At 46.0% G+C, this 14,389-nt stretch carries 15 protein-coding genes; 1 reads left to right on the top strand and 14 read right to left on the bottom strand.

The window, feature by feature from the left end:
• Positions 1-375: 375 nt before the first annotated feature.
• From cas2 to A3SI_RS21045, 14 genes are all read right to left on the bottom strand, one after another.
• Positions 376-723: a CRISPR-associated endonuclease Cas2 gene (gene cas2, locus A3SI_RS13510; RefSeq protein WP_040670973.1), complete on the bottom strand. Its 348-nt coding sequence runs from the start codon at positions 721-723 to the stop codon at positions 376-378.
• On the bottom strand, positions 713-1,612 hold the full coding sequence (gene cas1, locus A3SI_RS13515; RefSeq protein ID WP_009056754.1) for a type II CRISPR-associated endonuclease Cas1: 900 nt from the start codon (positions 1,610-1,612) through the stop codon (positions 713-715). The genes cas2 and cas1 overlap by 11 nt, the downstream gene beginning before the upstream one ends.
• Entirely contained in the window at positions 1,609-1,863 is a 255-nt protein-coding gene (locus A3SI_RS19765) for a hypothetical protein (protein WP_156810311.1), read from the bottom strand. Before A3SI_RS19765 ends, cas1 begins: the two co-directional genes overlap by 4 nt.
• Before the next feature lie 8 nt (positions 1,864-1,871).
• Positions 1,872-2,963 carry a hypothetical protein gene (locus A3SI_RS19770; protein ID WP_202946868.1) on the bottom strand — a complete coding sequence of 364 codons (1,092 nt, stop codon included), beginning with the start codon at positions 2,961-2,963 and terminating at the stop codon, positions 1,872-1,874.
• Positions 2,941-6,210: a type II CRISPR RNA-guided endonuclease Cas9 gene (cas9, locus tag A3SI_RS13520; protein ID WP_202946869.1), complete on the bottom strand. Its 3,270-nt coding sequence runs from the start codon at positions 6,208-6,210 to the stop codon at positions 2,941-2,943. The genes A3SI_RS19770 and cas9 overlap by 23 nt, the downstream gene beginning before the upstream one ends.
• A gap of 514 nt (positions 6,211-6,724) precedes the next feature.
• Entirely contained in the window at positions 6,725-7,858 is a 1,134-nt protein-coding gene (locus tag A3SI_RS13530; protein WP_009056756.1) for a hypothetical protein, read from the bottom strand.
• A 16-nt stretch (positions 7,859-7,874) separates the two neighbouring features.
• On the bottom strand, positions 7,875-8,411 hold the full coding sequence (locus A3SI_RS13535; protein WP_009056757.1) for a DinB family protein: 537 nt from the start codon (positions 8,409-8,411) through the stop codon (positions 7,875-7,877).
• 72 nt (positions 8,412-8,483) lie between these two features.
• Positions 8,484-9,836, bottom strand: a complete 1,353-nt coding sequence (locus A3SI_RS13540) for a PepSY domain-containing protein (protein WP_009056758.1) — start codon at positions 9,834-9,836, stop codon at positions 8,484-8,486.
• A gap of 188 nt (positions 9,837-10,024) precedes the next feature.
• Complete coding sequence (locus A3SI_RS13545; protein ID WP_040670978.1) at positions 10,025-10,741, bottom strand: TonB-dependent receptor; 717 nt, start codon at positions 10,739-10,741, stop codon at positions 10,025-10,027.
• 79 nt (positions 10,742-10,820) lie between these two features.
• Positions 10,821-12,308 carry a TonB-dependent receptor gene (locus A3SI_RS13550; RefSeq protein WP_040670979.1) on the bottom strand — a complete coding sequence of 496 codons (1,488 nt, stop codon included), beginning with the start codon at positions 12,306-12,308 and terminating at the stop codon, positions 10,821-10,823.
• A gap of 103 nt (positions 12,309-12,411) precedes the next feature.
• Positions 12,412-12,783, bottom strand: a complete 372-nt coding sequence (locus A3SI_RS13555; protein ID WP_009056759.1) for a hypothetical protein — start codon at positions 12,781-12,783, stop codon at positions 12,412-12,414.
• A 199-nt stretch (positions 12,784-12,982) separates the two neighbouring features.
• On the bottom strand, positions 12,983-13,357 hold the full coding sequence (locus tag A3SI_RS13560; RefSeq protein ID WP_040670988.1) for a hypothetical protein: 375 nt from the start codon (positions 13,355-13,357) through the stop codon (positions 12,983-12,985).
• Between the two features lie 131 nt (positions 13,358-13,488).
• Positions 13,489-13,644, bottom strand: coding sequence for a hypothetical protein (locus A3SI_RS19055; RefSeq protein WP_156810313.1), 156 nt, complete (start codon positions 13,642-13,644; stop codon positions 13,489-13,491).
• Positions 13,645-13,661: 17 nt separating this feature from the next.
• Positions 13,662-14,072, bottom strand: coding sequence for an ADP-ribosylglycohydrolase family protein (locus A3SI_RS21045; protein WP_050977533.1), 411 nt, complete (start codon positions 14,070-14,072; stop codon positions 13,662-13,664).
• On the opposite strand from A3SI_RS21045, the gene A3SI_RS21050 reads away from it, so the two are divergent.
• Positions 14,056-14,389: hypothetical protein (locus A3SI_RS21050; RefSeq protein WP_238531771.1), on the top strand; the 334-nt coding region annotated here is incomplete at its 3' end. The genes A3SI_RS21045 and A3SI_RS21050 overlap by 17 nt on opposite strands.

The following is a 14,389-nucleotide window of genomic DNA, read 5'->3' on the forward strand; positions in this document are numbered from 1 at the left end:
TCGATGCTCAGACGTACGTGCTGTACATCGTATAGGCAGTGGTGATTCGAGHAAGTCAGCTCATCCAGGTTGTGAATTGCTCTCAAATTGGTATCTTAGTCTAAGAGTCACAGCTATGGATTCGCCAACGACGATCTCGACAAGGGTTGTGAATTGCTCTCAAATTGGTATCTTAGTCTAAGAGTCACAGCCTTGTTCGCTTTCACGTTCAGTACGTTTTGTTGTGAATTGCTCTCAAATTGGTATCTTAGTCTAAGAGTCACAGCTTACCGCAGTCTAAACTGCTGGTAAGCTGTGACTTAACTTGATTTTCAGGATTAAAAAAGTAAGCGTAAAAAATCTTTCAAAGTTCAAGAAGGTTACTTTATATTGGCCCTAAAATAATTCAAGTTGCTGAGAGGGCGGCTCCGTATCCTGTTTCTTTTTTCCGTAGAAAATCTCCATCATACCAAATTGCCTATCCGTAATGGCCATGATACCTACCTTTCCCTTTGGAGGAAGATTTATCTTTGTCCGGCGTATATGCACATCAGCATTCTCCCGACTTGGGCAAAAACGCGTGTAAATGGAGAACTGAAACATCGCAAAACCATCTTCTAAAAGTTTTTTTCGAAAACCAGCTGCCACCTTACGATCTCGCTTAGTATCTGTCGGCAAATCAAAGAAAACAAGTACCCACATAGAACGATATTGATTTAGCCTTGAAAAATGATTAGCCTCCATAGTCAGGATAACTAATCTTCCTGCTAACTCCTACGAAACAATCGAAGAGAGAAGAGGTAGTTCGTGAAGCTGCGATAAATAACGGACTCTTCTGCCCCTCTATCTGTACATCCATCGCCGGTATTTGCAAAAGCTCTCGTTTTAAGGCTGTGCTGAGCTCTTCTATACTTTCCCCGCTTTCGACGATAGCATGAACAACTAAATCCACATACGGACGATAGGGTTCCATTATGTCATCCGCCAAACAATACGGATTGTATTTATTCCGATGCCAAATTCCAACACTTGGTAACATCCCCGATGAAACCAGTGCCCTAGCGATCACAGCACGAAGGATCGCATAGCCATAATTAAGTAAGTTATTCGGAGGAATTCCAGTCTGCTCTCTCCTAAAACCAGGAATATCGATTAAATGATCCCAGTAGATGGCTGCCGCCTGCGCTTCATGGCCCCCAGTGTCACCCGACTTAACATTCCGGTACAGGTACTCCATTCGCTTAATCTCAATACCACGTTCAACCAATAACGCATGTTGATTTTTGATCTTGGCGCTTATTGTTTGTTGCCATAAATTCTTTTTTAAAGGCAGTGATGCATTCAACTGATGTCGAATCCGTTCTGTATGCTCTGTATGTGCATGCATAGGCAGTAAGAGCCCTTCTGGTAAATGGGCTGCATTACAGCAAATTACAGCCACCTTATGCGCAGTTAGCTTGGCTAAAAGCGCATTGGTGACGGTAATCTGCTGATCCTCTAAAACGATGACTCCAATGTCTTCAATGGGCACCTGCCGATCAGGAAGTGACGCATCACGAAAGCTGATTTTTAACTGCTGATTCGTTGTACTTAAATGAGCAGGATTACCGAAGAATAGAGTTCGCTTTATCATTTTAATCTATTTAATGGTATTCCTAGCCGGTTTATTTCTAATTTATAACACCGCTCTTTAACCCGAATAAATGAATCACTCGTTACTTCCTGCTTATTTTGACTACCAAACTCTCCGAGCTTAGACTTTGCATCATACCCTTTGATTAAAGACGACACGTTAACTGGAAGAAAATGACATTCAGCACCAGTGCTACTAATCATCTTATAAACTCTTTCAGGTAGTCTTAAAGGCATTGGTTCTGTTTTCACCGATTTATCTATAAAATCTTTCTCTGGAATATAAACCAAATCATTTGGCGACAAGTGAAACAATAGCCTATGGCCCTTATCATTACGTTCTGGAACGGGTCCCTCCCCTTGCTTGAGCGCTCTAAAACCACATTAAAAGGAATACTTTCATAATTACGTTTGCCGTTTTCATCGATATAAATAGCAAAGTAAAGATTCGTTCCCTTAGCCGCTTCTACTAACTTTTTGCTTTTATTACCAGTTAATCCGACAGGAAATTTAGCACCCTTTACTTCGAAAGTTCGCACCTTATAAATAGGTTGATGATCTTTCCCATCATTCAATTCCCGAATAGACTTATTCATATCATCGATTCCTTCGGGAGTAAACGCAAGCGTTTCTGCAGGAATTTCTTTTCCTTTAGCGTCTAATATTCCCGTATAGCTTTCGAGATGTTTTAAAAGAATTTTACGAATACCCGTATCTGTAACGGTTTCGATCTTTTTCTTATTAAACGAAGTATCTAAGACAACTCTAGTAGCAGCTAAATCCTCTCTCATGTAGTAGACGTCTACTTTAGAAACATCCTCTCCCTCAAACTGATACTTACGATCCTTAAAATATTTGACTAGTAATTTTGCGTCGTAGTTTAAAGCAATGAGTCCTGCAACATGTTTTTTTAAGCGTTTATTCACAAGCTGTTCCGGATTCTCCATAGCCAGACTCAGACGCACCTTCTTCACATCGCGTAAGTGAATATGAGCTGTAACTGTATCTTTATGCATGGGTTTACGAATAGCCCAAGCATCGCCTTTTACTTGTTTAATCAGTGCCTTTTTCGGATTCCCTTGACTATCTAGACGCAAGGCCCCTGTCTCATCTCTATAAGAATAATAGAAGTTGGTGGTGCGATTGATAACACGTAAATTCTGTTTAAAACTGACGATTACTTGCTCTAACTTCTCTTTCGCATCTGCTGTAAAGGACTCCCACGGTTTATAAAATTGCCAGGTATACTGCCCATTATCAAGAGACTTGTTTTTATAACACAGTTTATTTCTTAGATCATAACGCCTTGCTTTTTTCTCCTCATCATTTTTATAGACTTTTTTTGCGTGCATGCTCATTATTCATGTATTGGATATGTGTTCTGGTAGTACAAGCTACCACTAAAGCATCTAAAGCATGATGCCGATGATCTATTCTTTTTTTCTGAAACCCTTTTGCCATTTCCAGCGGAACGGTGGGTAGGAACTTTTGATGCTTCTCATTCCACGCGGTATAGTCATTTGAACCCGATAGCTGATTCATTCGCTCAAACCGTGGAAGAATAAGCGAATTCCAAACATCATTCAAGCCCCAATCTTGTTTGAGAACTCCCGTAACTTTGCCGGAACCTGGGACAACGTTTTTCGAGTTAAACCCTGTATCCTGTTCTTCAGCGCGAACTATGCAAGAAAGTATGCCCGCTATATACTTACTGATGTAGCGTGTATCATTTAACTGCCGCTCAATCATACTTTCGGGTAGTTCATCGGCTAGTAACTTACGCTTTTTCACGGGATGCCTCGCGTACTTGTCCTCGATAAACCCTTTATACTGCGCTTCTGTGAAAATCGTGACCTCTTCTCCATAGCCAAGCTGAATTCTTTCTCCACCGTGTGCCTGTATAAACTCGAGGCCTAGTTTATTACCTTTTAATTTATTGACAGCTGCCTCACAGATTACCTTATTACTCATGCTGTCATCGAAATAACGCGACTGGGGTATCACATGCTCGATTTCATAGGCAGGGGTAAATAGCTTATTAAGAGGTATCAGCTTTCCAGTATATGGAGAACAATACTGCTGTTCGAGCCAAATCTTATACCGCTGAAAATCGGATCGAGAAGGCTGTGGCGCTTTGCTGATTTTCAAAATATCTTCTGGAATATCTTCTGCTGCTAATAAAGCTCCCTCTTCGTATAGTTTTAAAATATCTTGCTGCATGGGCGAATATGGCCTTACATCTTCTACATCAGGATCTTTTAATAGCTCTAGAAGAAATGCCTTGATGCGAAGATTAGTATTTTCCTGCTCAGATTGCTGACGCGTCATACGCTGACGAACCTCAGCTGGGTTTTTCATTTCCCTACCCAGTTCAATATGAATTTCATCAAAAAAATCCTTACGCCCTTCACCATAAGTATCCCAAATATCCTTTACCACGCGTAGCGTTTCTACGATTACTTGTTCTACTATAGGGTTTCTTAAACTATGCTGCTTAAAATCCTTGATAAACTGAGCTAGTTCTTCACTAGAGTTCCACTTCACTAGCTCAGAAGCTTCAGCATGACGGCCATAAACCAAGTAACTCGCAAACCATAAAGGAAGCCCTTGAAATTCAGCTACCGAAGTGAAGTCAACGGACAGCTCTCGAACTTTATCCTTTACTTCTGGGTCATATTCACCATCTAAAACAAGGTCAATCCTTCTTCTTGATTCAGTGTCAATAGCCGATTCATTCCAGCTAGAACCAAAACGCATAAGAGGAAGCAGTTTTTTAATTGCTTTTAGAGAGTAGGATGCATAATCGCTTTTAAAGGGCGGTATTTTTCTAAATGCCGCGAAAAAGGTTTCCTCATCAAGACTCCATTTTCTTGCGAATCTTTTCAGCGCACGTTCAAACTCCTGCTTATCAGTCACACTATAAACGATATGCCATAAAGATTCCTCAAACTCCGGAGTATATTGCTCCTTATCAAAATTCACTACCCGATTTAATCGGGCCATGAAGTCCGCGCGCGTTGTATTTCCAGGATACTCTTTAGACTCATTGGTCTCTGAGTCAAAAACATAGTTCCAGCGGTACTTCTGGACTTCCGCCTGTAATGCCTTACCTTTAAAACCATGTAAACCCAATAAAAATTTAAGAACTATATCATTCGATATTTTTTCTACTGAAGACAGGTAATGAAGTAGCTGTTCTTTTTCCTCCCAACTTCTAATAAATGCAGCAGTCACATCCTTATTATCGGCCTTTCGAAGTATTCTTAGATTGGCCAGCCACTGCAGCAGTCGAAACTCTTGGAATAATGGATGCGACTTAGATGTAACCTTTTGGGGGAGCTCTACCTGCTCTCCCTCTTTTTCATAATACCTTTTTTCTAAAGGACAATTTGCGATACTGGATTTCTGACTTTTTAAAGGACGCTGGTAAAATAGGATGTCTTCTATAAGTAAATGACTTAGGTCCTTCCCCAGCAATACATGTTGATGTCCCTTATTATGCTTGTATAGTTCCCGTACTGCATCTGCTAATAATTGCTCATCACGTAACTCAGGATGAAAAGCCTCTTGCGTACGCATTATTTTTAATAGCTCTTCTTTATAGAACTTACGCTCAATCGTCTTAATGAGCTTACCTTTAACCTTGACTTGTGGATTCAGAAGTAACTGCTCAAAAATATACGCTCCTACTGTGGTTCCTGAGCGTTCGAGTTCGCGCTCTGTTTTTTTCTTCACAAGCCCCCAATCATCTTCACTTGGGGCACGAAAACTTCTTTTTATCTGTCCATCTCGATCCAATTTAGGGTTACCTTCTTTATCTAAATCGGTGGTCACTATAAAATCCCTTTCTTTACCGAGCCAATCATCCAAAGGCACCTTACTCGACCTCCTATACACCCATTCATTTTCTAAATGGAGCGAATACCAAGTATCTCCCTTACTGTTCACTTCGGGATCTTTTTCTATTTTAACCACTTTCAACGTATGAAACTCCACAAGTTTATGTGGATTTTCTTCTTGCTCCTCTCCTCGCAGCTGATAATAGCCCCTTTTTTGATTAAAATTTAAAAGAACCCAAGCCAAAGCCTCTTTAGATATCTTTTCAGTGAGTGCTTTTTTCCTTAAGTAGTAAAGTGTCCAACCCTGAGGAAGTCTTCTTCCTTGGGAAAGTAGTTCGGGCTGCCTAGCGTTAAAAACGGTCAGCATTTCTTCAAAATACGCACTGAATAGAAAGTTGCCCGAATCGTCATAAGCTAATTTCGGCTCTTTTTCAGGAAAAAATTTACCTACACGCTCAGTAAAATCTATCTGTGAAGCGTAATTTTCAGGCAAAAACCCTAAAATATGAAGCACCCGATGCAGCCGCTCTCTTCGTAATAAATACCGCTCGCGCAGACGCCTCACCCCCCGCAATCTTGTCCGCTCAGCCGTCTGAGAAACAGAATTGCCTTTCCCGAAGTCGCCGAGCAGATCCTGAGACATGGGAATAATACGAGAGCCCAAGCCGATGATTTCCCCCTTACGCTCGCTTGTATCTTGCGCGATAAGCGCCCAGCCAACGCTGTTCGTACCTAAATCTAAACCTAAAATCTTTTTCATAAGTCCTTAAAAATTTGAAAATCTTTTACTATCTTTAAAAACCAATTTGAAGCAATTCACAATAAGGATTATTCCGTTGTGAAAACATTTCAAAAGGCCCCTTCAACATTAGTTTTAGGGGTCTTTTTGGTTTTATACCCGTAATTTTAGTTTAAGATAGGGTGATAATTTAAGTATTCCAACACTTATTACTTAAAAAGTACAGAATTGTCAGCCATTGACAGGTTTTAATTCTTTTCTCCCCTAAAACCACAAAATGTTCGTTTGCTTTCTTTTTTAACTTTCGTTTGCTTTCGATTTTGCTAAAACCGTGATCGTTTGGCTTCGTTTGCTTTCTTTTCCATGTTCGATTGGTTTCGTTTGCTTTCTTTTTTAACCCAAGCGAAAAATGAGCACGCTCATGGCCTTTGGAGCGGCAGCGACCCGCTTCTGACCTGCATATGGATAAAAGGGGGGAGTTCACCGACACCCTAAGGCGTCTGAACTCCCCCCAAAAAGGCCTATCGCCCGCAGCCTAAAAAACGAGGAAATCCCGAAGCACCACATCGGAAGAAAACTGCCCCAGCGGCTGCAGAGTGGAGATGTCAAAGAACTGGAGCTGTCTATACCCCAGCGCTGCCACCACCAGCAGCTGCTCAGATAGTGCGATCTTATACCCCTTAGCGGTCTCCGGCTGATCCGGAATAGGCATCTCCTGTAACAGGGCCAAGGAAGTATTATCGAGCAGAGCCAGGCGATTATCTTTGCGCAGCACCACCGTGTAGCGCCCATCCGCGCTCACCTGATAGTCTGCCACCTGATCCGAGGCGTAAAGGCTGACGATAGTCTGCGCCTCCGGGTCAAGTTGAAATAAACCTAAATTCCTGGCACTCCCCACAAAGGTGGAGCCCGCCCCCTTCAGGCTGCCGATCCAGTTACCCGAACTGTTTTGTAAAGGCTCGGGATAGGCGATCAGGCCATAGCTGAGGTCCTCTTTTATCCATAAAATGCCCTCCATGGTGCCAAAAAGGGCGTAGGTGCCGTTCGACTGTGCGCCGTGAATGCCTCCAAGTGCCAGGGCCTCGGTGCTGAGGAGTTTCTGCTGACTGCGGAGGTCCACCAGGGCTACCCGCTGCGGAAGCACCCCCTCTTCCTGCTCCCCCTTTACTGTCATGGCCACGGTCCCGCTGTTCAGATACAGTGCTGCGCCGTGGTGGGCACTGCTTTCCTCCAGCTCTAAAACCCTCAGGGAAAAGCCTGCGGTAACAGCCGTGTCCGCCTGCGTATAGAGGACACTCCCGTCCCCATCATTAAAAATTAGGGCGTGGTTTTGGACGCCTGTCCAATGCGTGGGGAGCGGCCGCTCTATGGGCTGGGGCAGCCATTTCCCGAAACGAGCGAGCTCCATGATATTAATTTGGCCGGAGGCCCGTTCCATCGAAAAGAGAAGGGAGCGGTCTTCACTCAGATACAAACTGGCGGATGCCTCGTTCGGAGCACTCGCGCGCAGGAGGAGTGCATCTGCTTCCAGAGAAGCCAAGTAGATGCTGTCCGAATCATCCATAAGAAGGAACTGCAGCGCTGGAGGAAAAGACTGTGTTGCTTCAGACTCTGGCTTCCCGCAGGAGAAGAGGAGGAGCATTAGTGCGTAAATACCGAAATTTTTCATACGTTTTGTTTTGTGCTTACCAACCAAAATATCCTTTCGGAACGATCCCATTCATCCGCAGATACACCAGAGAGTACCCTCTATGATGATTGTTATGATTTTCCACTATATGGAAAAGTCTCCAAGCAGGAATATTTTCCTTTCCGAACTCTATTTCTTTTTCCAAGTCCTCGGTAGTCATCGCTTCTAAGGTTTTGGTCATGAAAGCGTACATCCGGTCCACTTCCTGGATGGTTTCCTCCTTAGTAAAGTCCCGCTCCCGTTTAAAATCCTTATAGGGGTTTTCGAGTTGGAGCCGATTCGCCAGCTGATTACACGTGAATAGGGCATTATGCACATAATGTTCAGAAAATGTCATCAACTCTGGAGTCGGTTTATAGTCGTACAGGCTATCGGGCATTTGATCTAAAATCGCATAGGTATAGGCCTTGGACTTTTCTAAGGACGCTAAAATCGCCCCTGCATGGTCAAATTGAGGAGACATTTCTTGTACTTCAGAGGTGCAGCTCCCAAAGAAGCCGCCTAAGAGTGCCAGTAAAAGTAGTTTTTTCATGTGTGTATGTTGTTTTATAAGGTTAGAAAAAAGAAGGAGCAGTCATTAACTGCCCTTTCTTGCTGTAACTAGTCAGAACAAGCTGTTTTGTTTCACGAAGAGTGCCAGACCAAATAAGCTCACCACCAGAACACCTAAAGCGCTGACCAGCATCACGAGGTCACGGACGGTTTTCCCGGCCCAGTCCATAAAGAAAAACTTATGGAGTACGGCAAAGGAGAATCCTCTGACCCGATCTGCATTCGCGATGCTCGCCGCTAAGCGCGAGGTGCCGGTCTCGATGTAAAGGGTCTGTGCGTTCGGGGTAGTAAAGGCTAACTTATGTACGGGTAACCTTTTAAAGATAAACCCATATTCATGGTCGAAGGTACGTAGGACCTCCTGGCTTTGGAGCGCTGAGGTGCGGAGGTTAAGCCCTAATTTTTCCGCAAAGGTATCGGCGAGGAACTGGGCATACTGGGTGTCACCGTCTTCAAGTTGCCCCCCCGAGCTGGCGGCATAATAGGCATAGCGAAGCGGGTTTTCCCTCCCCTCATGTTTGTGTACCTGATAGAAGGTTTCGCCCTGCATCTGTACGACCTCGAAATTAACCAAGCTGCCTTTGGCAAGGTCCAGCTCCTGGAGCGGAACCATCAAATCAGCGGTGCGTATACTGGGTTCCACGCGCATTTCAGGCAATGTATTCGGGGTATACTTGGCTGTGGCTTGATACCCTCCACTAAAGGCAAAGGTCAGGGTAACGAAGGCGGTGGCCAAACCGATTTGTCGATGGTACTGGCGTAGGAGTCCTCTTTTATTCTCTGGCCTTGGGCTACTGAAACGTTTCCACATAAAGCCATAGATGAGCAGGCCCGCCAAGGCGGAAGCAGTAATAAGCCCTAAAAAGAGCAGCATGACCGTGGTTCGCACATGCAGGTTGGTGATGGACTCTAGCCAGGACCAATTATGAAAGAAACTAAAGAACCAAATGAAGGCCTTTCTACTCCTCGGGTTAAAGGTTCCTAAGCGATCCGATAGGGTTTCCACATAGAGCGTCATCGCATCTGGGCGATCGAAGTCGAGCTTCCAAACTGGCAGCAGGCGGTTGATGTACTTGTACTGATCATCAAACTCCTCCTGGATCACCGCGTTTTTCACCGGGCTGGAGGGGTCATCCAAGAAAATTCTGGCCAAGTATTCGGCATACAAGCGATCACCATTTTCTTTCAAGGCCCCATTTTGGGCATCGATGTAGACGAGCTGCGCTTGATCGTCTTTTACTTGGTAATAGACCTGCTCTTCCCACTGCACCAGGCGCAGGTTTTTAAAGGAGGTGATGCCATTGGTCTCCAGTGCTTCCTGTGGACTGAGCTGCACCTTCTCCTCGGGAATAGGTGTGGGGATGAGGAAGGTTTTAGCTATTTCAGGCTTAAACCAGTGGGCCATAAACGGGTGCATCAAGCCAGAGACTGTCCAGAAGATAACCGGAGGAGTGTTAGCATACCGAGCACACTATGCCACTTATAGATTCGCTTTAAAGTAGCCGCACGTGTCGTTTTTTTATCTTTTAGCTTTGATTCCATACGCTTTGGAAGGTAGCGGCTGGGAGTTCTCTCCCAGCCTTATCCTGTACTTTAGAAATGATACTTTACATTTAATCCTGCATAATAATTTCTCCCCCAGTTCGGAATAAGGAAAGGAAACTGCCCTGCCAGTGGCCCCCCAGGAATCGGGTTGGGGTTAAGCGCAGGACTATCCGAATAGATTTGATCGAGCAGGTTATTCACCCCCACGTTTAGATTCGCTTCCAATCGGGGGCTGAGATAGCCTCTCCAGCCCACTTTAGCGGAGACGAAGGTGAACGCGTCATTAAAGAGTGTATTGGTATTATTGATGGGTGTTCGATCGACCCACTCGATGTTGGCAAAGGCATACAAGCCATTTTTAGCCCCGATTTCCAGATTGCTAAAGATTCTAGAGGGAGCATTTCCGGGTACTTGATTCCCTTGAAGATCCGATTCCACGATTTGTCCTGCCTGTGTGAGGGTTTCGCGGAAATCGACAAACACCGTTTCTTGCAGCGTAAGCGAGAAAGAAGGCATCACCGTCTGGATAAATCCCTTAGCGTTTCGCGCCAGATTAGACTTAAGGTACACCTCCAAGCCTGTGTAGCTGGTCTCTCCGGCATTTTCTCGAATCGCAAAGCCAATTTCGGGCGTTCGGGTGAGGATCTCATTCGTGAGGTTCATTCGGTACACATTGACATCATATTCCAGCCAGCCGTTAAGCGCCGCTCCCCTACTGCCGATCTCGAAATTCAGCGCCGTCTCTTCTCTGAGGTCCAGATTCACTGTCCCATCGGGTCGGTTAATATCCCCTACCGCCGGCGGGTAAACCCTGCAGAAATATTTCCATGAATCGCTAAGGTTTTTAGGGCCTGTAATTAAAGGCTACCCGAGGGGCTACAAAGGGGTCAAAACGTCTCACTTGATTCTCAGCCCCTGGAAGTGTCAGCTCCAGATTCGCGAACTCATAGAAATTCACGCTCATTCCTGCGGTGACGAGGAGTTTTTCCGTCGCCTCTAACTCTGCTTGCCCAAAGAGAATCCCATTTTGTATTCTCGCCTCTCTGTCGCCTATGGCCACACCCGTAGGTCTTCCTGCTTCGATGCCATAAAAATTCGTTCGCACGACACCGGTAAGGTACTCACCACCCACAGTGAATGAGGCCTTTTTCCCGAACACGTTCGTATCATGGATAAACCGCGTCCTACCCCCTACGTCTTGGGCCCACTGATAGATGTAGAGAAAGTTTATCGGATGATCTAAGTCCGAAAAGGACATGGTGAGCGAGGTTACATTTCTCCAGCGATCGCTTATCTGCCAATCGTTACTCATGCCCATCCGAGTAAAGGTCGCGATTCTGCCCGCGTTTTGGAGTACAGCGAGCGGCAAGGCCTGTCTCGGGTTTTCTTCCACCTGCTGCGGCGTTAGCGCACCTGGAGCCCTGGAGTCGTACCTATTTCGATTTAAAAAGAGCGTAGTCGTATTGTTTTCCGCATTCGAAAATGTGCCTAAGAAGGTAACAAAGTCCCGCTGTTCTTGCGAATGCTCCCGAAAGCCATCCGTGGACTGCGTTCCGACGGTAGCTAGGATATTTACCTTCTCATTACTTACCCGATAAGTGGTTCCTACACGCATGGAATTAAAAGAACCCAGCAGCGAAAAGGCTTCTACGCTGTGTTCCCCATAAGGCGCAGTCTCTGTTCGAATATTTAACACACCTCCTACGGACGCACCGTAGATACTACTCCCTGGACCTTTAATAACCTCCACAGAACCGATGGTATAGGGATCGATATCTTCCCAGGCGTTCGTTCCATCTGCATTCGTCAGCATGAGGTCATTTAAGTATATTTTTATCCTGCCCGTCTGCCCCGGACCTCTGGCCCCCTGGCCTCGAATGGAGATGGTTGCCGGCCGCAGCACATTTGCCCCTCTCACCTGTACCCCGGGAATATGATTGAGCATCTGGGCAAGGTCCGTTTTGTCAGCTCTGTCAAAATCCCTAGGGCCGGCGATGGCGATAGCTCCCGTGGATTCTAATAGAGATCGGTTGTTTTCAAAACCCAAAACGGTTACCTCGGCCAGATCCAAAGAGGAGGGCTGTAAGATGACACGGCCGTTCGAGGGGAAGTTGGTGATGGAAACGAGTTTCGTTTCATAGCCGATTAAAGAGAACTCTAAGTTCCGGGCCTCCTCTTGCACGTCCAGTGTAAAGCCTCCATTCAGGTCTGTTACAGTGCCCGTCGTCGTGCCCCTAACCTTAATGGCCACACCAGGAATAGGCTCCTGACTGTTGCCATCGATCACATTTCCCTCCATTCTAATTTGGGCCGTAAGGTCCCCCACTGCCATCAAAAAGACGGCAATACATATAAATAAAGCGTTAAATTTCATTTTAAGCAGTTTTCGTTTTCACTATACGATGAGTTGTCTTCATGTGCGGGCGAATTTCTGCTTAGCATTTAGGAGGTTTCTCCAGCGGCATGGAGACCAGACCATAGAAAGGAAATTGATAGAAGGCCTTTTGCGTCGGCACCCCCTTGCCTTCCCTTTTCATGGAAAAAACAGGTAGGCAGGCCAACGTATAAGCGTTAAAATCCGATCGAAAACGCATCACGTCGCCTTCCGATTCTTGGGAAGCATGCTCCAGCTGCCGCTCCATGTAGCAGGCGCCTCCGCAGCTGGACAGGGGAAGGCCTTTATTTTCACAAAACATTTCCGTTATAAAGGACCTGTTTAGTTGAAAATTCACACAGATAACGGAATAAACCATACTATTCAGTAGGATCATCCAAGACATGCAAATAAGGAACAGCGTACGCACCATAGTGTCGTCTAAATGCTTTACTAGCGATAGCTCATGGAAGTTAAAAGGAAAAACAGCCTACTTTATCCATTGGAGTGGCCTTAGAGAGAGGCTATTTTTTTTTGCGCATAGCGCAAAGGAAAAGGCGAGAGAGAGCCGCTTAGCGCAGACCTACCTGCGGACGAAGCGAGTGCATGTAGGCTTCTGAAACCTATAAAAATTAGAGCTTGGGAGGAATATCCAGGGCACCGGTAAAAATAGAGAAGATCCGCTCGATGTAAAGACTGGAAAAGCTGCCCTCCCCTAGAAATACAGGAAGGTGAAGCACTGGAACTTGCTCAGGCGCTATAAATTGACCGAAATCCATCCCGAAGGCATGTGTCTTGTTTTGCTCCTGCCGTTCTTTTTCTGCTTCCAACTGCTGGGCTAGGTAGCATTTCCCATCGCATTTCAGCTCAGGCTGGGTGGTGTTCACGCAGAAATTTTCGATGATCGCTGCTTTATTTAGGACATAGGCTCCCTGTATAACGGAATAGAGCATTCCGTTTACCACAAGCAGCAAGGTCATACCTAAAAGAAGCAGTTGTTTCAACATTGTTGCAAATATAGAGACTTCAGTTCAAAATTAGGAGAACTAAGTTGGATTTTTTGCCTTTTAAAGTTGGGGAATGACTCCCTAAAAAAACACTTGGAGAAAGGTTGCGACCTGCTTCTGGGCACCAAAACCTAAAAGGGGGAATACTTCTCTTCCCACGCTGCATCGGGCGCGAAGGTAGCTCCCTGTACACTGATAGCAAGGTCTTCGCCCATCTCCAAGACGATATCCGCATCGCGCAGACCGGAGATCCACTCACTTGGAATGCCCGATAGGCCATGGATCAAGCCGAGGATATTGCCCGTCAGGCGCCAGTAGAATCGCTGTCTCCACCATGGTTTACAGCTGCCAAAACACCCACTTTAAAATCCTCCACATAATGCAGGGAACAGAGCAGACTGATCGCGAGGGCCTCCTCCGCAACCCAGGCCCCTCCCAGAGATTCGAGGTGCTGCGGGCTCAGCGGCATGCCTTTTAACTTCTCATGCAGGTCCAAAGCACGAAATATGAGCCGCTCCACTTCTTGAAATCCGGGCCGACCGATCAGCAGTTCCAAAGCCTTATACACACTGGTATTCAAGGGTATATGTTGACAAAGCCCCGAGATCACCGCGGCGAAAAAACCTCCACTGAGATAGCCTGACGGGTGCCCATGCGTGAGGGCGGAAAGCTGGCACCCCATCTCAAAGGCCGCTTGCATGTCCTGCGCATACATCAGCCCACAGGTGCATCCGCATAACCGTGCCACAGCCTTTGCTGTCGTTAATCGGCTCCTCATGCTGCCCGCCTTTCCCGAAGCGAGGGCCGACAGACAGGTAAGCCTGGCGCGCGCTGCGCAAAAAGGCTTTTGCGTCTCAGCAACCAGCCGCCTGCAGGATCGTAGACCCCCTGCGCAGGCATTTCCTTCAGGGGCACACCCTGTGTGTGCAGCCAGCGGAGGTAGGAATGATGGACGATGGTCACCTCTGCCCCCTGATACCGCGCTGCATGCCACGATGCTGGGCACGCAGCAGGCCTTCCGCCGTAAAAGGT

Origin of the sequence: Nitritalea halalkaliphila LW7, assembly GCF_000265075.1 — a bacterium.
GTDB classification, from domain to species: Bacteria; Bacteroidota; Bacteroidia; order Cytophagales; family Cyclobacteriaceae; genus Nitritalea; species Nitritalea halalkaliphila.